The organism is Thioalkalivibrio sp. ALE10, assembly GCF_000381385.1.
In the GTDB taxonomy this organism is placed as follows: Bacteria; Pseudomonadota; Gammaproteobacteria; order Ectothiorhodospirales; family Ectothiorhodospiraceae; genus Thioalkalivibrio.
This window is the reverse complement of record NZ_KB906450.1, coordinates 682,755-701,650: the sequence shown is the minus strand read 5'-3', so window position 1 is coordinate 701,650 and position 18,896 is coordinate 682,755. Positions and strand designations below refer to the sequence as shown.

Here is an 18,896-nt window from a genome sequence, read left to right as displayed (position 1 = left end):
CGGCCGGGAGGAGAACAGAAAGAAGATCAGAACTGTTTCTTTTCGACACATGGGTCGCAATGAAACGTGTCACCGCGTCCGCATGACACATCGTGCAAGGGAAAGGGCTCAGTTCGTATCGGACTCGCCGAGCCGCCGATAAAGCGTCTTGCGGCCGATCCCGAGCATGCGCGCCGCCCGTTGCTTGTTGCCCTCGCAGTGTTCCAGCACGCGCTGGATGTAATCGGTCTCGAGTTCGGCCAGCGAAGGCCAGTGGGCGTCCCGGGCGCCGGGAACGCCGTCACCCGGGGACGTGCCGGCGGGTGTCCCGCCGGATGCCGATGCGTGCACCCGCTCCGGCAGGTCGCGCAACTCGATCTGGTCACCGGAAGACAGGGTCGCGGCGCGCTCCATCAGACTGGAGAGTTCGCGCACGTTGCCGGGGAAGGCATAGTGGAGGAGGGCCCGCATCGCCTCGGGACTCGGACGGCGCTCCGGCAGCCCGTGAGCCAGGGCGTGCTGGCGCAGGAACTGCAGGGCCAGGCGCTCGATATCCTCGCCCCGGTCGCGCAACGGCGGGATCTCGATACGAAAGGTCTCCAGCCGATAGTAGAGGTCCTCGCGGAACTCGCCCTGCGCGATGCGCCCCGGGATGTCCTGGTGGGTCGCCGCCACGATGCGAACGTCGGTGTCCACCTCCTCGTTGCCGCCCACCGGGCGCACGCGCCCGTCCTGCAGCAGCCGCAGGAGCTTGCTCTGCATCGCCACCGGCATCTCGGCAATCTCGTCGAGAAACAGGGTGCCCCCGTCGGCCTCGCGGAACAGGCCGCGGCGCGCGCCCCGGGCGCCGGAGAAAGCCCCGGCGACATGCCCCAGCAGTTCCGATTCCAGCAGGCTCTCGGGAATGCCGGCGCAGTTCAGGGCGACGAAGGGACCGTCGCGGCGAGCACTCTCGGCGTGCAGCGCACGCGCCACCAGCTCCTTGCCGGTACCGGACTCGCCGGTGATGAGCACCGATCCGTCGGAAGCCGCAATCCGCCGGATCAGGTCGAACAGCCGCAGCATCGCCGGACTGTTCCCCTGCATGCCGTGAAATCCCTCGCCGGCCGCCAGCAGCTCGCGATACTGGCGCACCTCGGCCTTCAGCCGCAGATGATCGAGATCCACCGGCTTGGTCAGAAAATCATCCGCCCCCGCCTTGAGCGCGGCCACGGCCTGGTCGATGGTTCCGAAGCCGGTGAGCATGATGAAACCGGGCTCCGGCACCGCCTCGCGCGTGGCTTCCAGCACGCGGAAGCCATCCTCGCCCGGCAGTCTCAGATCGCTGACCACCAGGCCGAAGGGTTGCTGGCCCAGGGCCTGCATCGCCTCTTCGGCGCTGCCCACGGCCACCACGCCATGACCCGCCTCGCGCAGCTCCTCCACCAGCAGGTCCCGGTGACCGCGATCGTCCTCCACCACCAGCACCGACTCCGGATTGGTCATGCACCCTCCTCCGGCAACGTTCCATTCTCTCCATCCCGCGCGGCACTTCCCGCGGCATCCGCAGCCCGCGGAAACCGGATCACGAAACGGGTCTCGCCCGGGTCCGAACGATCCAGCGCGATCGACCCGCCATGATCCTCCATCGCCACCTGGGCCACCGCCAGCCCGAGACCGGTTCCCTTTCCGGTCGGCTTGGTGGTGAAAAAGGGTTCGAACAGGCGCTCCGCGGCCTCCGGATCGATACCGCCTCCGGCGGCGGGGCCGTCGTCGGCCACGGTGACTTCGACCTGCTCGTCCTCCACGCCCCAGGTGATCCGCACGTGCGACCGGGCTGCCTGCCCGCCGTTCTCGATCAGGTTTTCCAGCGCCTGGCCCAGCCGCAGCCGGTCCGCTTCCACCTGCAGGGGCGCGCCTTCCAGCCGGAACTCCACGTCCGGACAATGCCCCCGACCGCGCACGCGATCCACCAGTTCCCGGACCAGTTCGTCCAGATTCACGCTGCGGCGCTGCAGCGGATTGCGCCGGGCGAAATCCAGCAGCTGCCGCACGATGGTCTCCACCCGTTCGGTTTCTGCCCGCAGCTCCTGCATTTCCTTGCGCGCCGGGTCGTCCTCGGCCAGACGGCGGGCGGCCCGCTGGGCGCGTCCGGCGATGATCCCCAGCGGGGTTCCCAGCTCGTGCGCCACCCCGGCCGCCAGCTGGCCAATCGCCGCCAGCTTTTCCGAATGCCGCAGTTTTTCCTCCAGCGCTCGCTGCTCGGCCCGCTGCGCCTCCAGTGCGGCTTCGGACGCCTCGCGCCGCTCCAGCATCCCGTTCATGGTGGCCGCGACATGGCGCAGCTCCGCCGGCCCGGCCTCGGGTGCCCGCACGCCGCGCACCCCTTCGCCGATGTCGTGCATCACCCCGGTCAGGCGCTCGACGTGGCGCCCCACGGCCCGGTGGTACCCCACCAGCACCAGGGCCAGAAACAGCACCGTCACCGCCCCGGTCAGCACCGCGCCCTGCCAGCGCAGCTGGGAGACGTAGGCACGAAACGGAGACACATCACGGGTCACCTGGAGCAGGCCCACGATTCGTCCCGCGTGGTCCGCCAGCGGCAGGAAGAACGAAAAAACCTCGCGCCCGCGATGTTCGTCGAACGCGCCCAGGGTTCCGGTCTCGCTGATCGCCTGCGCCTCTCCCCGATGCCGCAGCGACGGGCTGGGCGGCCCGGAGGTCGCCACCAGCTCGCCGCGCGCGTCGTAGACATACACCCCGAAGACCTCGTCGATCTGGAACAGCGAATCCAGCGACTCCTGAACGGCCGCCACGTCCTGTTCAACAATCGCCGTGGACACCGGCAGACGGATCGCCCGCGCAACCAGCTCGATGTCGTCCTGCATGCGGTCTTCCATCTGCGTCTGGAATTCCTGCAGGCCCAGCGCGACCACCGCACCCACCAACAGGAGCAGCGGCAGCAGGATGAACATCACCACCACATTGCGCAGGCTGTTCAGGCGTCGCGTCATGATCGATGGGAACCGGGGGCGGGCATGCCGCCATGGTAGGCGCGGCGGCCGGACGATGCGAACGGGCAAAAAAAAGCGCGGGACAGAGCCCGCGCCAAGAAAACCACCAAAGGAGGATGGAGGAGTCCGCCGATGCTGTCAGGGGGGACAACATTCAGCGTATGCAGATCTTCTAATATTAGGATATTCCTGTCAAGCACTTCCCGCGAGCGACGAACAGAAAGCGGTCGCGCCGGACCGGTTTTTCTCCTAAGCTTGCGATCTGCACAACCGTAAGACGCATACGCCACACAACTATTCCCTCCCGACGCGTTCGCCGCGGAGCGATACCCCGATGCTTGAACACTGCACCCTTCCGGTAACCCCGCTGGAGCAGAACGCCACCCTGATCTGGTGCAACGAAACCGGCCGCGCGGCCTGGGTCGACCCCGGCGGCGAGGCCCCGACCCTGTTCGCCCGCGTGCGCGATCAGGGCCTGGAACTGGATTCCATCCTGCTGACCCACGGCCACCTGGATCATGCCGGCGGCGCGGCCGAGCTGGCACGGCTGTCCGGCGTGCCCGTCGTCGGCCCGCAGCGCGAAGACGCGTTCTGGCTCGAGCAGCTGCCGCAGCAGGCCGCGATGTTCGGATTTCCGGAGATCGCGCCGCTGACCCCGGATCGCTGGCTGGACGACGGAGAGACCCTGGAGCTGGGGAATGAACGGCTGCAGGTACTGCACTGCCCCGGGCACACCCCGGGCCACGTGGTGTTCTTCAGCCCGTCCGCGCGGATGGCGCTGGTGGGGGACGTGCTGTTCAACGGCGCGATCGGACGCAGCGATTTTCCCGGCGGTAACGGGCGCGTTCTGATCGAGTCGATCACGCAGAAACTGTGGCCACTCGGAGATGACGTCCGTTTCATCCCCGGTCACGGACCGGAATCCACCTTCGGCGAGCAGCGCCAGCGCAATCCGTTCGTCGCCGATCACGTGCTCGCCGGGTGAACCCCGGCGCGGGGCCTGCCTCAGGCCCCGGCGCGCAGCGCGGCGATGCGCTGTTCGATCGGCGGATGGCTCATGAACAGCTTCTTCAGGCCCTGCGCCATGCCGCCACGGATGCCGAAGGCGGCCATCTGATCCGGCATGTCCACCGGCCGGCCGGAGGCCCGCGCCAGCGACTCCAGCGCCCCGATCATCTTCTCGCGCCCGGCCAGTTCGGCCCCGGCCTGGTCGGCACGGAACTCGCGCTGGCGCGAGAACCAGAACACGATGATGGAGGCCAGGATCGCGAGGATGATCTCGGCCACGATGGCGGTGATCCAGAACGCCGGGCCGTGACCGGACTCGTTCTTGAACACCACGCGATCGACAAAGTGCCCGATCACGCGCGACAGGAAGATCACGAAGGTGTTCACCACGCCCTGGATCAGGGCCAGGGTCACCATGTCGCCATTGGCCACGTGGCCGACCTCGTGGCCCAGCACGGCCTCGACCTCGCCCTGCCCCATGTTCTGCATCAGCCCGGTGCTGACCGCGACCAGCGCGTTGTTCCGGCTCATGCCGGTGGCGAACGCGTTGGGGTCCGGCGAATCGTAGATCCCGACCTCCGGCATGCCGATGCCCGCCTGCTTCGCCTGGCGCTGGACGGTCTCCAGCAGCCACTGCTCGGTGGCATTCGAAGGCTTCTCGATCACCTGGACCTTCATGGTCTTCTTCGCCATCCACTTGGAGATGGCCAGGGAGATGAACGAGCCGCCAAAACCGAACACCGCGGCGAAGATCAGCAGGGCCGTCAGGTCGAGGTTGACCCCCTGCTCGTCGAGGATGCTCTCCACCCCGAGGATGCGCAGCGTGATGCTGAGCACGATCAGGATGGCGAAGTTGGTGGCCAGGAACAGCAGTATGCGTTTCATCGGATGAACTCGTTCTCCGTTGCGGGTGGAATCAGGCATTTCGGACGGTGTATTAGATAGGGGCGATACACGCGGGTTCAAGTCCCGGTCACACACACCGTCGCCTGCATGACGTATCATCCCTTCGTAGACAATCCTCCGCCTAGGTTCATGCATGCGGGCACCCCCCACCCCCGAAGACGAAGACCGGCGCCTGGCCGGCGTCCGCCGTCTCCTGCTCGAGGAGACCGACGGCGAACGCCTGTTCGCGCCGCTGCTGCGTCAGGCAGCGGCACGGCTGGAGGTCCCGATCGCGGTGGTCTCGGTGATCGACCATGACCACCAGCGCCTGCTGGGCACCCACGGCGCCTGTCACCGCCGCATACCGCGCGAGGTCTCGTTTTGCGCCCATGCCATCGCCACCCCGCAGCACACCACCATCGTCGAGGACGCGACCGACGATCCGCGCTTTGCCGACAACCCGCTGGTCACCGGCGAGCCCGGCGTACGTTTCTACGCGGGGATCCCCCTGACCCTGGAAGACGGCCTCGCGGTGGGCACCCTGAGCGTGATGGATACCCGGCCGCGCCGGTTCGATGCGGACCGGATCCGCGCGCTGGAGGACTTCGCCGGGCTCGCCGGGCACATCCTCCGTACCGAGTTCCTGCGTGGAGATTATGACGCCACCCGCTCTGCACACGAGCACCAGAGCCGCAAGCTGCACGCCGTGCTCGAGACCGCGGCCGCCGGCATCATCCAGATCGACGCCGGTGGCCTCATCGAGAGCTTCAACCCCGCGGCCGAGCGCCTGTTCGGTTACTCTGCCGACGAAGTCCTGGGCCGCAACGTGTCCATGCTCATGCCGGACCCCTGGGCGAGCCAGCACGACGACTACCTGCGCCACTACCAGACTACCGGAGAGGCGCGCATCATCGGGGTCGGCCGCGAGGTCCGCGGCCTGCATCGCGACGGGCACACCTTTCCGATGCAGCTCGCGGTCTCCTCCATCCGGATCGACGGCGGAGAGCACTACATCGGCATCGTCAACGATCTGACCGAACTGCACGAGGCGCAGGAACGCGAACTGCGCGAAAGCCGCCTGTTCAACGCGGTGCTGCGCGGCGCCCCCAATCCGATCTACGCCAGCGATGCCGACGGCCGCTACGTGGTGGCCAACCCGGCCTGCGAACCCCTGCTGGGCTTCGCGCCGGAAAAGGCCCTCGGAAGCACGGCCCACGATTTTTTCAGTGCCGACGTGGCCGACTATGCCCGCGCCCTCGACCACGAAGTCATGACCACCGGCCAGACCCGCACCCAGCCGCTGCATTTCGAGCACAACGGCCGGAGCTGGGAACTGGAACTGATCAAGACCCCGCTGGTCGGCCAGGACGGCCGTTCCGAAGGCGTCATCACCGTCGCCCACGACCTCAGCGAGATCACCCGTGCGCAGAATGCCCTGCGCGAGGCGGAACGCCGTCGCAGCCTGTCACAGCGCTTTGCGCGCATCGGCAACTGGAGCGTGGACGCGGTCACCGGCGAGCTGGACTGGACCCCGGAGGCCGCCGCCCTGACCGAAGGCGCCGAGCATCCCGCGCTACAGGATCCGCGTTTCCTCACCGACATCGTGCTGCCGGAGGACCGTCCCCGCGTCCAGGGAGCGCTGAACGAAAGCCTGGCTTCGGGGACTCCGCTGGACGTGGAATTCCGTATCCGCACCTCGCCGCCGCGCTGGCTGCGCGCCCAGGGCGATCTGGAACGCGACGACCGTGGCCGCCCGCGACACCTGCTGGGGATCGTCGAGGACATCGACGCCTACCGCAACGCGACCGCGCAGCAGCAGCGCCAGCAGCATCTGCTGGACGCCATGCGCCTGGCCACGATCCACTTTATGGAAACGGAATCCGGAGCGGATGTCTGGCCGTTTCTGCTGTACGCCCTGCTGCAGGTGACCGACAGTCACTACGGTTTCATCGGCGAAACCGAATGGCATCATGATCAGCCACGCCTCAGGATTCACGCCGTCACGAATATCGCGTGGGACGAGGACTCGGCTCAGCTCTACGAGGAGCTGCTCACGGGTGACCAGCGATTGTGCGGAACCGACAACCTGATCAGCCGGGTGCTCCGGGATGGCCACATGCTGATCGCCGACGACATCACGAAGGACCCGCGGGCCGGGGGTCTGCCCGAGGGACACCCGGACCCGGGACCGTATCTCGGCATGCCGATCTACCATGGCGATGAACTGGTGGGCATGTTCGGTATCGCCGGCCGCGCGGGCGGCTACGACGAGGCTCTCGCGGATTTCCTCGCCCCGTTTACCTCGACCTGCGCGATCCTCATCAACGCGTTGCATGACCGCGAGGCGCGCCACCGCGACCGCAAGGAGCTCGAACGGGCCATGCACGAGGCCGAACGCGCGAGCCAGGCCAAGTCGCAGTTTCTGTCCAACATGTCGCACGAGCTGCGCACCCCGCTGAACTCCATTCTGGGCTTCGCCCAGATCCTCGCCGAAAGCTCGCGGGACCCCCTGACCGAACGGCAGGCCCGGCAGATCGCCCACATCCGCGAGAGCGGGAGCCACCTGCTCAACCTGATCAGCGATGTCCTCGATCTCTCGCGCATCGAGACCGGCCGCCTGACCCTTTCGCTGGAGGCGATCGAGGTCGGCACGGTGCTGCGCGAGGCACTGGACATGGTGCGTCCGCTGGCAGAGGAACACGGGGTGGCACTCCACCATCCCGACCCCGCGACCGCCTGGCCGGCGGTGCACGCCGACCCGACCCGCGCCCGTCAGGTCCTGATCAACCTCCTGTCGAACGCCATCAAGTACAACCGGCCCGACGGCCGGGTGGACGTGATCGTGCACGCCGAGCGCAACGGCACGGCCGCCGATCCGGAGCGAGATCCGGAACACGGCATGCTGAACGTGGAGGTCCATGACACCGGTCCCGGCATCCCGGAGGAATACCGCGAACGCCTGTTCCAGCCGTTCGAGCGCCTGGAACACGAAGGCGGCGGCGTCGAGGGCACCGGCATTGGCCTGGTCATCTCGCGCGAGCTTGCCACACGCATGGGTGGCGAGCTCGATTTCTCCAGCATCGAGGGCGAGGGCTCGTGCTTCCGCATCCGCCTGCCCCTCGGCCAGCCATCGTCGGCGGCCGACGGGCCCGATCGCGCGCCGCCGGACCCCGACGAAGGCCACGCCGGCGATGCCGATGCCGATATCGATGCCGTCCCGGCCGCCGCCCAGCGGATCCTGTATATCGAAGACAACCCGGCCAATGTGGAACTGATGCGCGAACTGCTGCGCAACCGGGACCGGACCGAACTGCGCGTCGCCGGCAGTGCCGAACAGGGCCTGATCACCGCGCGCGAATGGCTGCCGGACCTCATCGTACTCGACATCCATCTGCCCAGGATGAGCGGCACCGCCGCGGCGCGTGTGCTCAAGTCGCGGCCGGAGACCCGGCACATACCCCTGATCGCCCTGAGCGCGGACGCCACCCGCGAAAAGGCCGGTGAAGGGAACCAGAACCCCGATCTGGCAGACTATCTGACCAAGCCGCTGGATATCCCGGCCTTCATGCGCAGCCTGGACCGGCTGCTGAACCCCACCGACGACTGACCCGCGATCGCCACGCTGCCATGCTCACACCCGACCAGTCCCGGACCGAAGCCCGCATCCTCATCGTGGATGACAATCCGATGAACGTGGAGCTTCTGACCACCATCCTGGAGGACGCCGGCTTTCAGCATGTCCGGGGCGAGACCCGTCCGCAGCAGGCGGTGCAGTCCTGGCGCGAGGACCCGCGCGACCTGATGCTGCTGGACATCCGCATGCCGGGCATGGACGGCCACCGGGTCATGGAGACCCTGAGTGGCGAACTGAACAACGGCGACTGGCTGCCAGTGATCGTGCTGACCGCACAGATCGACCCCGACACCCGCCAGCAGGCCCTGGCGGGCGGGGCCCTGGATTTCATCACCAAGCCGTTCGATGCCTCCGAGGTGGTCCAGCGCATCAGCAACCTGCTGCGGGTACGGGCCCTGCACAACGCCACGCACAACGAGGTGCAGGACCTGTCGCAAAGCCTCGAGACCCAGTCCCTGACCCTGAAGCGCAAGGACCGCGACCTTGAGTACCTGGCCCACCACGATCTGGCCACCGACCTGCCCAACCGCGCGGCGCTGCTGGAAACCCTGGAGCAATGGCTGCAGGACCCGGCGATCCCGGTGATCGATCTGGTGATGCTGCGCGTCAGTGGCCACGAGACCCTGGAACGCATGGAGGGCCACGCCGCCGCCGCCGCCGATCTGATGCTGCGCGAAACCGGCCAGCGCCTGCAGGGCCGCCTCGACGCCGCGGTAGGCCACCATGGCGGGATCTGCGGGCTCTGGGGCGGCGCCACCTTCCTGCTGCTGGCCCGCAGCGAACACGGGCTGACGGACGACGCCCTGCGCGACATGCTCGACACCGCCCTGCAGCGCCTGCAGATCGGCCAGTACGAGGTACGCCCGGAGATCGTGGCCGGACATGCGCGCACCACCGAGGCCGGCCACGACACCGGCGAGCTGATCCGCCGGGTCATGCTCACGCTGTCCAAGGCCGACCGCCGGCAGCTCCCCTGGCTCAGCTACGCCCCGGAACTGGAGCAGGCCGCCCGCCGGCGTCACCGCCTGGAACACGACCTCGCGCATGCCCATGACGGTCAGGGCCTGTCGCTGCTGTACCAGCCCAAGATCCACCTGCCCGATGGCATGGTCACCGGTTTCGAGGCGCTGATGCGCTGGGATCACCCCGAATTCGGCCGGGTCTCGCCGGGGGAGTTCATCCCGGTGGCGGAGACCACCGGCGCGGTCGTCAACCTCGGCGAGTGGGCCCTGCGCGAGGCGCTGGCCGCGACCTCCCGCTGGCGGGCATCGACCGGTGACTGCTACCCGGTGGCGGTCAACATCTCGGCACGCCAGTTCGAGGCCCTGACCGCGCGCGGCAACACGCTGACCGAAGCCGTACGGCTGGCCCTGGAACAGACCGGCACGCCGCCGCAGTGCCTCGAGGTCGAGATCACCGAGACCGCGATCATGCACAACCTCGATCAGGCCCTGGAAGAGCTGCATGCACTCCGCGAACTGGGGGTCTCCATCGCCATCGACGACTTCGGCACGGGCTACTCGTCGCTGGCCTATCTGCGGCGGCTGCCGGTCTCCACCGTCAAGGTGGACCGTGCCCTGGTGGACGGCATCGCGGGCCACCCCGACATGCGCCGCCTGTTCGAGGCGATCCTTGCGGTCAGTCGCGGCTTTGGCCTGGAGACGGTGGCCGAAGGCATCGAGACCCGGGACGACGCCGACCTGCTGCGGGAGCTGGGCTGCCCCGTCGGCCAGGGCTTTCTCTATCACCGTCCGCTGCCCGAGGCCGATGCCCGCGCGCTGATCGCCCCGGCACGGGACGCCACCGGCGCCGGGCAACGCCGTACATAGACCTCGCGGCTCGGGTCAGCGGCGCACCTCCAGCGAATCGACCTTCTGGTAACCGCGCGGCAGCTGCCGCCCGCGGCGCGTGCGCTCGCTGACGTATTCGCCCCACTCCGCCGGCGCCAGCGCCTTGAAGCGCTTGCCGGCATGCACCACCAGGGTATCGCCCGGAGCCAGGGCCACCACCTCCTGCACCCGCTCCGAGCCGTCCTTGATCGCCGCCGCCGGGATCCCGGCCAGTTTGTTGCCCTTGCCGCGGGCCAGCTCCGGCAGCGAGGCCGCGGGGAACACCAGCAGGTAGCCCCGGGTCGTGACCACCGCCAGATGGTCGCGCTCCGGATCCGGCACCGCGACCGGCGGCAGCACCGCCGCCCCGGCCGGCACGGTCAGCACGTTCTTGCCCGCCTTCTGGCGTCCCAGCAAATCCTCCAGCCGGGTGATGAAGCCATAGCCATGATCGGTGGCCAGCAGCCAGCGATCCTCGCCGCTCCCGGTGGCCATGCCGACGAAATGCGCCCCCTCGGCCGGGTTCACCCGGCCCGACAGGGGTTCGCCCTGACCGCGCGCCGAAGGCAGGCTGTGCGCCTGCAGGGTATAGGCACGTCCGGTGGAGTCGACAAAAGCAACCGGCTGGTTGCTGCGCCCGGCGACCGCCGCGCGGAAGGCATCACCCGCCTTGTAGTTCAGGCCGCGGGCGTCCACGTCGTGGCCCTTGGCGGCGCGTACCCAGCCCTTCTCCGAGAGCACGATGGTCAGCGGTTCCGCCGGCACCAGCGCGGATTCGTCCAGCGGCCGCGCGGCTTCGCGTTCCACCAGCGGGGATCGCCGCTCGTCACCATAGTCGACGGCGTCCTTCTCGATCTCCTGGCGCACCCGGGTCCGCAGGCGGCGCTCGGACCCCAGGGTCTTCTCCAGCTGGTCGCGTTCCTGCGAGAGCTCGTCCTGCTCGCCGCGGATCTTCATCTCCTCCAGCTTCGCCAGATGCCGCAGCTTGAGTTCCAGGATCGCCTCGGCCTGGGTCTCGCTGAGGCCGAAGCGGCTGACCAGTTCGGGCTTCGGCTCGTCGTATTCACGGATGATCGCGATCACCTCGTCGATGTTGAGATAGGCGATCAGCAGGCCTTCCAGCACGTGCAGCCGTGCCTGCACCTTCTCCAGGCGCCACTGCAGGCGCCGGCGCACGGTCTCGATGCGAAACTCCAGCCATTCGCGCAGCAGCCCGGGCAGGTCGCGCACCTGCGGGCGGCCGTCGAGCCCGATCACGTTCATGTTCACGCGGTAGTTCTTCTCGAGGTCGGTGGTGGCGAACAGATGCGCCATCAGCGCCTCGATGTCCACGCGGCTCGAGCGCGGGGTGATCACCAGGCGGGTCGGGTGCTCGTGATCGGATTCGTCGCGCAGGTCCTCGATCATCGGCAGCTTCTTCGCGCGGATCTGGGCGGCGATCTGTTCCAGCAGCTTCGCCCCGGAGACCTGGTGCGGCAGCGCGGTGACCACGATGTCGTCGCCCTCGCGCTCGTAGCGCGCCCGCGCGCGCACCGACCCCTGGCCGGTGGCGTAGAGCTTTTGCAGATCGGCGCGCGGGGTGACGATCTCCGCCTCGGTGGGGAAGTCCGGCCCCGGCAGGTGCTCGCACAGCTCGTCCACGGTGGCCTTCGGGTGTTCCAGCAGGTGCACGCAGGCCGCGGCCACCTCGCGCAGGTTGTGCGGGGGGATGTCGGTGGCCATGCCCACGGCGATCCCGGAGCCGCCGTTGAGCAGCACGTTCGGCAGCCGCGCCGGCAGCATCTTCGGCTCCTCCAGCGCGCCGTCGAAGTTCGGCACCCAGTCCACCGTGCCCTGGCCCAGCTCGGACAGCAGCAGCTGCGCATAGCGCGACAGGCGTGACTCGGTGTAGCGCATCGCGGCGAAGGATTTCGGATCGTCCGGCGAGCCCCAGTTGCCCTGCCCGTCCACGAACGGATAGCGGTAGGAGAACGGCTGCGCCATCAGCACCATCGCCTCGTAGCAGGCGGCGTCGCCGTGCGGATGGAACTTGCCGAGCACGTCGCCCACGGTACGCGCCGATTTCTTGTACTTGGCGGTGGCGGACAGCCCCAGCTCGCTCATCGCATAGATGATGCGCCGCTGCACGGGCTTGAGCCCGTCGCCGATATGCGGCAGGGCGCGGTCCAGGATCACGTACATGGAGTAATCCAGGTACGCCTTCTCGGTGAAATCCTTCAGCGGCAGCTGCTCGCCATTGGCGAACGATTCGGGAGTCAGGGAATGGCTCATGCGCGATTCTCGGCCGGGGAGCGAAACGGAGGGCGACAGGGCTGGATTCCCGCGGGCCACCGTGGCGGGCACCGGGGAAAATCTTTAAGCTGCCGCCCGGCCCGCGTACTGTAGCGGGCCTGCGGCGGTTCATCCACAACGCCGCCACGCCACACCGTCACCGGGAGACCTGCTGTGCTCGACACCGGCTGGGCCGCCAGTGTTTTCGCCGTCGTCTCGCTCGCGATCGCCGTCGCCACCGCCGCGCATGCCCTGCTGCAGCGGCGCGACACCGGCATGCTGATCGCATGGGTCGGGCTGATCTTCCTGCTGCCGCTGGCCGGGTCCATCCTCTACTGGCTGTTCGGCGTCAACCGCATCCGGCGCCGTGCGCATGCCCTGCGCGAGGGGCACCTGCTGTCCGACCTGCAGCCGCGCGAGGGGACACGTCCGGCGCCCCCGGCGCGCTGGGAACGCCTGGTGCACAGCGGCGACCGCCTGAGCCCGTTCCGCCTGACCGGCGGCAACGCGATGGAACCGCTGTTCGACGGCGACCAGGCCTTCGGGGCGATGCTGGAGGCGATCGACCAGGCGCAACATTCCATCACCCTGGCCACCTACATCTTCGACTACGATGCCCAGGGGCAGCGCTTCGTGCGTCACCTGAAGGCGGCGCGCGAGCGCGGGGTCGCCGTGCGCGTGCTGGTCGACGGGATCGGCGTGCGCTACAGCCGGCGCAACACCGTGCGGCACCTGCGCCGTGCCGACCTCGTCGCCTCCGAGTTCCTGCCGGTGCACCACATCCCGCGCAGCCTGGCCGCGTTCAATCTGCGCAACCATCGCAAGCTGCTGGTGGTCGACGGGTATCGTGGCTTCACCGGCGGCATGAACATCCGCCGCGGACACAGCCCCAGCGACCCCGGACGTCACCCGATCCAGGATCTGCATTTCGCCGTGCGCGGGCCGGTCTGCCGCCAGCTGCAACGGGTGTTTGCCGAGGACTGGGAATTCACCACCGGCGAACAGCTGAAGGGCGAGACCTGGTTCCCGCCACTGGACGCCGACGGCGGTGCCCTGCTGTGCCGCGGGCTGCCCGACGGCCCGGACGAGGACTTCGAGGTCCTCAACTTCACCCTGCAGGCGGCGATCGCCGAGGCCCGCGAGCGCATCGTGATCGCCACGCCCTATTTCCTGCCCGACCATGCCCTGGTGGGGGCGCTCAAGGCCGCCGCACTGCGCGGGATCCGGGTGGATATCCTGCTGCCGGAGCGCAATAACCTGCGGCTGGTGCAATGGGCCAGCCAGCCGGGCCAGGCGGAACTGCTGGAACGCGGCTGCCGCCTGTGGCTGACCCCGCCGCCGTTCAACCATTCCAAGATCATGCTGGTCGACGGCGAATGGGTGCTGGCGGGCTCGGCCAACTGGGACCCGCGCAGCCTGCGCCTGAATTTCGAGTTCAACCTGGAATGCTACGACCCCGGGCTGGGCGGGCGCCTGACGCAGTGGGCCGACGAGCTGCTGGAAGACTCGCGCGAACTCACGCTTACCGAGGTCTACCGCCGCCCGCTGCCGATCCGCCTGCGCGACGGCGCTGCCCGGCTGCTGACCCCCTACCTCTGATCCGACAGCACCAGTTCCTGGCCGGAACCGTTCTTGGCGACGTACATGGCGTGGTCCGCCTGCTGCAGCAGCTCCTCGGCCCGTTCGCCGTCGTCGGGATAGATCGCCGCCCCCAGACTCAGGCCCACGCGTACCGCCTCCTGATTGATCTCCACCGGCTCGGCGAAACGCTGGTGCAGCTTGTGTCCCACGGCGCGCACGTCCTCGGGTCCGCCCACGGCCTCCAGCAGCAGGACGAACTCGTCGCCCCCCACGCGGGCGACCACGTCACTCTCGCGCACGCCACTGCGCAGGCGCGCGGCCACGGTCACCAGCACCACATCACCGGCATCGTGACCCAGACGGTCGTTGACCGGCTTGAAGCCGTCCAGGTCGCAGACCAGCAGCGCCAGACGCGTGCCGTTGCGCCGCGCCCGGCTCAGCGCCTGACGCAGGTGCTCCTGCAGCAGGCTGCGGTTCGGCAGTCCGGTCAGCGAATCGTGATGGGCCTGATGCCACAGGCGTTCCTCGGAGCGCTTGTCGCGAGTGATGTCCCGCACCATGCCCAGCACCCGCTGCGGGCGCCCGTCGGCATCGCGCGAGATCTCGCCCTCCACCCGCACGTGCCGCAGACCGCCATCGGGCAGCACCACCCGATGCTCCAGATGATAATGGCTGCCCTCGGCCCGCGCGGCGTTGATGCCCTGGCGCACCCGGACCCGGTCGTCCGGATGGATGGCGTGCATGTAGGCCTCGAAACCGGCCGTGTCCCGTTCGGGATCCAGACCGAACAGCTCATAGACATTGGTCGACCAGTTGAGCTGCTCGCCGCGGATGCCCCAGTCCCAGTACCCCACGCCGGCGATGCGCTGGGCCTCCTCGAGGCGCGCGGAGGCATCCTCCAGCTCAGCGGTCCGCCGCGCCACCGCGGCCTCCAGCCCGGCCTGGGTCTCGCGCAGGCGCGCCTCGGCCCGGCGGCGCTGCACCAGTTCCTCCTGCAGCGCCGAATGATCCTGGCGGATGCGCCGGTGCACCTGAAAACCAATGCCGGCGATCAGCAGCATGGCCACGCCCGAGGCCATCACCATGACCTGCTGGGTATCCTCGTGCTGGCGCACCATCGCGCGAATGTCCGCCGCGTTCTGCTGTTCCAGGGCCGCAAGAAGGCGCTCGATCTGCTCCAGGGTGCGCTCCTGCGCCGGCATGATGCGGGAATACAGGGTCGGCAACGCCTCCTGACGGCCGCCGGCAAGGGCCAGGTCGATCATCTCGCTCATCAGCGGCGCCCCCACCGCGGTCATCTCGCGCAGTTCCGCCAGCAGACGCGTATGGCGGGGATCGTCGATCGCCCGCTCCACCTCGTCGCGCGCCTCGATGAAGCGTCGGGCGAGATCACGGAATTCCTGGCGGTACTGGTCCTGCATGGCAGGGTCATCGGTGCTCAGGACCAGCGTCGCGCGCAGCGTCCGCTCGCGCACCAGCGGGCGCATGCGGTGGACACTGTCCACCCCCTGCACGTATTCCGCGGTGAGGGACTGGACCTCCTGCTGCAGCTGCTGCACGCGCAACCAGCTGACCACCGCCACCGCCGCCACCAGCAGCAGGACCAGCAGAAAGGCCCCGGTCAGATGCGAAGTCCGCCCGGGGACCCGACCGGGGGCCGACCCGCGGCTCACATCCTTCCCCGCTGGATCCATGGCTTGACCGACATCCCGCTCCCCCTGTCGAATCGCCTGCCGTGCAGGTGCAACCTCGAGAGTGCCGCGATATGACCGAACAGACAAGCAGCGGGGGATCGTCTGCCCCCGGAAGCCGCGCAGAAATCCGGCGTCTGGAGCAGGTGTACGCCGCGGCGCACTACCGCTTGCAGCTGCCGCCGGGGCCGGCCGGGGCCGCACAGGGTGGCGCCGCGACCCTGGAGCTGCGCATTGGCGAGCCCCACGCGGAACTGGCGCGCCAGCTGAGCGCACGGGGCCATGCACGGATCACGCTGATCACCGCACACAACCCCTTCAGTCGGCCGTCCGGTGCGACGGAGAACGCCCGACGCCAGGAACAGCTGCGGGCCACGATCACCAGCGCGGGACGACCCGCCTGGCCGGCCACCAGCGGCGACCCGGACGGAGAATGGCCGGAGGAACCCGGCTTCGGCATCCCCGACCTCCCGCCGGCGATCCGTGACCACTGGCTGGAAAAATTCGAGCAGAACGCAGTGGTGGAGTGCGAACCGCCGCGGGCGCCGGAACTCGTCTGGCACCCGCGCCTGCGGTCCGGGCCGGGCCGCTGAGCGGGCTTTACAGCGGCAGCCGGCCGCCGGAGCCCACGGCCACGGTGACCAGGCCCAGCACGGTATTGATCGCCACGAACAGGCGGATCTGGCCGACCCGGCGCAGACCCTCGGCGATGTCTCCGGCCTCGGCCGCCTGCTTCAGCCGGCGGTACGGCGCAAAGAAGATGTGCGCGAAGATCAGCATCATGATGATGCCCAGCAGCAGCATGGTATGCACGCTGGGATGCACCCCGCCCATGCCGCCGAGCACGCCGAAGATCAGGTAGAAGCCCGTCACCAGCACCACCGCGATGGCCGCCCACACCCAGGGGAAGAACCGCCCCAGCACCGCCGGCCACAGGCGCAGGCGCGTGGCGTCATCCAGTTCCGCGTTGGCCGCCGGGCGCAGGATGGCCCAGGCGAAAAACATGCCGCCCACCCAGATCACCACGGCCAGGACGTGGAGCACGTTCGCCAGTGCGTATCCCGTCATTATCATCTCCTTTCGTTGCATTGCGTGAATGGGCGGCAGTGTAGCCGCTCCCGCCGGGCGGTGCCGAACCGCCACCCGCGCTGGTCGCTCTTGCACCCGCGCGGCACACGGCGAAGGATGGAGTCATGGCAAGCGACATCCTTCAGGCCACCCTGCAACTCGCGCTCGCCGCCGCGCCCTGGCTGCTGGCGGGGCTGGCGGTCGCCGGGCTGGTGCGCGCCCTGTTGCCTCAGGAACGCCTGCAGGCCTGGCTGGGGGGATCCTCGGTGGGGGCCACGGCACGCGGGGCGGTGGCCGGGGCGCCCTTGCCCCTGTGTTCCTGCGGCGCCATCCCGGCCGCCCTGGCCCTGCACCGAGGCGGCGCCGGATGCGGCCCCGCCACGGCCTTCCTGATCGGCAGCCCCGGCATCGGGATCGATTCGCTGGCGATCAGCTACGTCCTGCTGGGACCGCTGATGGCCGTGGTCCGGGGGCTCGGCGCGGTGGTTACCGCGCTGGCCACCGGGCTGCTGGTCGGAGCGGGAAGCCTCGCCCGCCAGACGCCGCCCGACCCCGGCCCGGACGATGTCGGCGGCGACGCCTGCGGCAGCACCTGCGGCAGCACCTGCGGCAGCACCTGCGGCACGGAGGCCGCGCCGGCACCCGCCAGTCCCGGGCGCCTGGCCGAACTGCGCGGCGGCCTGGCCTACGCCTTTGGCGACATCCTCGACGACATCCGCCTGTGGCTGGTGCTCGGACTGCTGGTGGCGGGCGTGCTGCTGGCCACCGTACCGCCGGATGCGCTGGCCGCGTACGGCAGCGGGCCGGCCGTCATGCTCCTGATGGCGCTGGTGGGCATCCCCATGTATCTGTGTGCAACGGCGGCCACGCCCATCGCCGCCGGCCTGCTGGTGGCCGGCGTTTCGCCCGGGACCGTGCTGGTGTTCCTGCTGGCCGCGCCGATCACCAGCATGGCGACCCTGGGCGTCTATCGTCGGGAGATGGGCAATGCCGCGCTGGTTCGCTACCTCGTCGGGATCGTGGTATCGACCGTCGCCCTGGGGCTGCTGCTGGATCTGGCCCTGGCGCAGACCGGCTTCGATCCGCTGACCGGGGTCGAGGCCGCCACCGAATGGCTGCCCCACTGGCTGGAATGGGCGGCGCTGATCGCCCTGGTCCTGGCCGCCACCCACCCCCTGCGCGTACTGCGGCGCCTGCGCGCGGCGCGGTCCGCATGACCCGGAGGCTGCGATGTCGACACGTTCCATCGGACTCGACGACGAACTCCACCCGTATCTGCTCGACGCCTCGCTGCGCGAATCGCCGCTGCTGGCGGAACTGCGTGCGGAGACCGCGGCCCTGCCCGAGGCGCGCATGCAGATCGCCCCGGAACAGGGGCAGTTCATGGCCCTGCTCGCCCGGCTGACGGGTGCCCGGCGCTACCTGGAGATCGGCACCTTCACCGGCTACAGCAGCCTGGTCATCGCCGAGGCCCTGCCGGCCGACGGCCGGATCGTGACCTGTGATCTCAGCCGCGAATGGACCGACATCGCCGGCCGCTACTGGCGCCGCGCCGGCGTCGAGGACCGCATCGACCTGCGCCTCGGACCGGCCGCGGACACCCTGCAGGCCCTGTGCGAAGAAGACCCCGCGGTCGAGCCCTTCGACCTGGCCTTCATCGACGCCGACAAGACCGGCTACCGCGAATACTACGAACACTGCCTCGCCCTGCTGGCGCCCGGGGGCCTGGTGATGATCGACAACACCCTGTGGCACGGCACGGTGGCCGACCGCAGCGATCAGCGCGAGGACACGGTAGCGATCCGCGAATTCAACCGGTTCGTGCACCGGGACGAGCGGGTGGATCTGTCGCTGGTGCCGATCGGCGACGGCCTGACGCTGGCATGCAAACGGGCCGCGTGACCCTCTGGTAAACTTGAACCATGCACGGTCTTTTATCTCCCTTCCCACCCCCGGC

At 69.0% G+C, this 18,896-nt stretch carries 13 protein-coding genes; 7 read left to right on the top strand and 6 right to left on the bottom strand.

The features are described from left to right. Window positions 1-108: 108 nt before the first annotated feature. Window positions 109-1,464: a sigma-54 dependent transcriptional regulator gene (locus tag F788_RS0103505; RefSeq protein WP_019589279.1), complete on the bottom strand. Its 1,356-nt coding sequence runs from the start codon at window positions 1,462-1,464 to the stop codon at window positions 109-111. Then, window positions 1,461-2,972, bottom strand: coding sequence for an ATP-binding protein (locus F788_RS0103500; protein ID WP_019589278.1), 1,512 nt, complete (start codon window positions 2,970-2,972; stop codon window positions 1,461-1,463). Before F788_RS0103500 ends, F788_RS0103505 begins: the two co-directional genes overlap by 4 nt. A 334-nt stretch (window positions 2,973-3,306) precedes the next feature. Here F788_RS0103500 and F788_RS0103495 point away from each other — a divergent pair, with 334 nt between their 5' ends. Further along, the gene (locus tag F788_RS0103495; protein ID WP_019021271.1) at window positions 3,307-3,957 is read left to right on the top strand and encodes an MBL fold metallo-hydrolase; all 651 of its coding nucleotides are present in this window, start codon (window positions 3,307-3,309) and stop codon (window positions 3,955-3,957) included. A 20-nt stretch (window positions 3,958-3,977) separates the two neighbouring features. On the opposite strand, the gene htpX is transcribed toward F788_RS0103495, so the two are convergent. After that, on the bottom strand, window positions 3,978-4,865 hold the full coding sequence (htpX, locus tag F788_RS0103490; protein WP_019021272.1) for a protease HtpX: 888 nt from the start codon (window positions 4,863-4,865) through the stop codon (window positions 3,978-3,980). A gap of 154 nt (window positions 4,866-5,019) precedes the next feature. Between htpX and F788_RS0103485 the strand changes: the two genes are divergently transcribed. Both F788_RS0103485 and F788_RS0103480 read left to right on the top strand, forming a co-directional pair. Then, window positions 5,020-8,472: a PAS domain S-box protein gene (locus F788_RS0103485; RefSeq protein ID WP_019589277.1), complete on the top strand. Its 3,453-nt coding sequence runs from the start codon at window positions 5,020-5,022 to the stop codon at window positions 8,470-8,472. 20 nt (window positions 8,473-8,492) lie between these two features. Beyond that, window positions 8,493-10,328, top strand: a complete 1,836-nt coding sequence (locus F788_RS0103480; RefSeq protein ID WP_019589276.1) for a bifunctional diguanylate cyclase/phosphodiesterase — start codon at window positions 8,493-8,495, stop codon at window positions 10,326-10,328. Between the two features lie 15 nt (window positions 10,329-10,343). Here F788_RS0103480 and parC read toward each other — a convergent pair whose 3' ends face one another. Then, entirely contained in the window at window positions 10,344-12,599 is a 2,256-nt protein-coding gene (gene parC, locus F788_RS0103475; RefSeq protein WP_019589275.1) for a DNA topoisomerase IV subunit A, read from the bottom strand. Between the two features lie 174 nt (window positions 12,600-12,773). On the opposite strand from parC, the gene cls reads away from it, so the two are divergent. Beyond that, window positions 12,774-14,198: a cardiolipin synthase gene (gene cls / locus F788_RS0103470; RefSeq protein ID WP_019589274.1), complete on the top strand. Its 1,425-nt coding sequence runs from the start codon at window positions 12,774-12,776 to the stop codon at window positions 14,196-14,198. On the opposite strand, the gene F788_RS0103465 is transcribed toward cls, so the two are convergent. After that, window positions 14,189-15,874, bottom strand: a complete 1,686-nt coding sequence (locus tag F788_RS0103465; RefSeq protein ID WP_019589273.1) for a diguanylate cyclase domain-containing protein — start codon at window positions 15,872-15,874, stop codon at window positions 14,189-14,191. The genes cls and F788_RS0103465 overlap by 10 nt on opposite strands. Before the next feature lie 143 nt (window positions 15,875-16,017). On the opposite strand from F788_RS0103465, the gene F788_RS0103460 reads away from it, so the two are divergent. After that, the gene (locus F788_RS0103460) at window positions 16,018-16,464 is read left to right on the top strand and encodes a DUF3293 domain-containing protein (RefSeq protein ID WP_019589272.1); all 447 of its coding nucleotides are present in this window, start codon (window positions 16,018-16,020) and stop codon (window positions 16,462-16,464) included. Between the two features lie 7 nt (window positions 16,465-16,471). On the opposite strand, the gene F788_RS0103455 is transcribed toward F788_RS0103460, so the two are convergent. After that, window positions 16,472-16,939 carry a CopD family protein gene (locus F788_RS0103455; protein WP_018870073.1) on the bottom strand — a complete coding sequence of 156 codons (468 nt, stop codon included), beginning with the start codon at window positions 16,937-16,939 and terminating at the stop codon, window positions 16,472-16,474. 125 nt (window positions 16,940-17,064) lie between these two features. Here F788_RS0103455 and F788_RS0103450 point away from each other — a divergent pair, with 125 nt between their 5' ends. Continuing rightward, window positions 17,065-18,156: an SO_0444 family Cu/Zn efflux transporter gene (locus tag F788_RS0103450; protein WP_019589271.1), complete on the top strand. Its 1,092-nt coding sequence runs from the start codon at window positions 17,065-17,067 to the stop codon at window positions 18,154-18,156. A 13-nt stretch (window positions 18,157-18,169) separates the two neighbouring features. Beyond that, window positions 18,170-18,841: an O-methyltransferase gene (locus F788_RS0103445; RefSeq protein WP_019589270.1), complete on the top strand. Its 672-nt coding sequence runs from the start codon at window positions 18,170-18,172 to the stop codon at window positions 18,839-18,841. Window positions 18,842-18,896 lie beyond the last annotated feature (55 nt).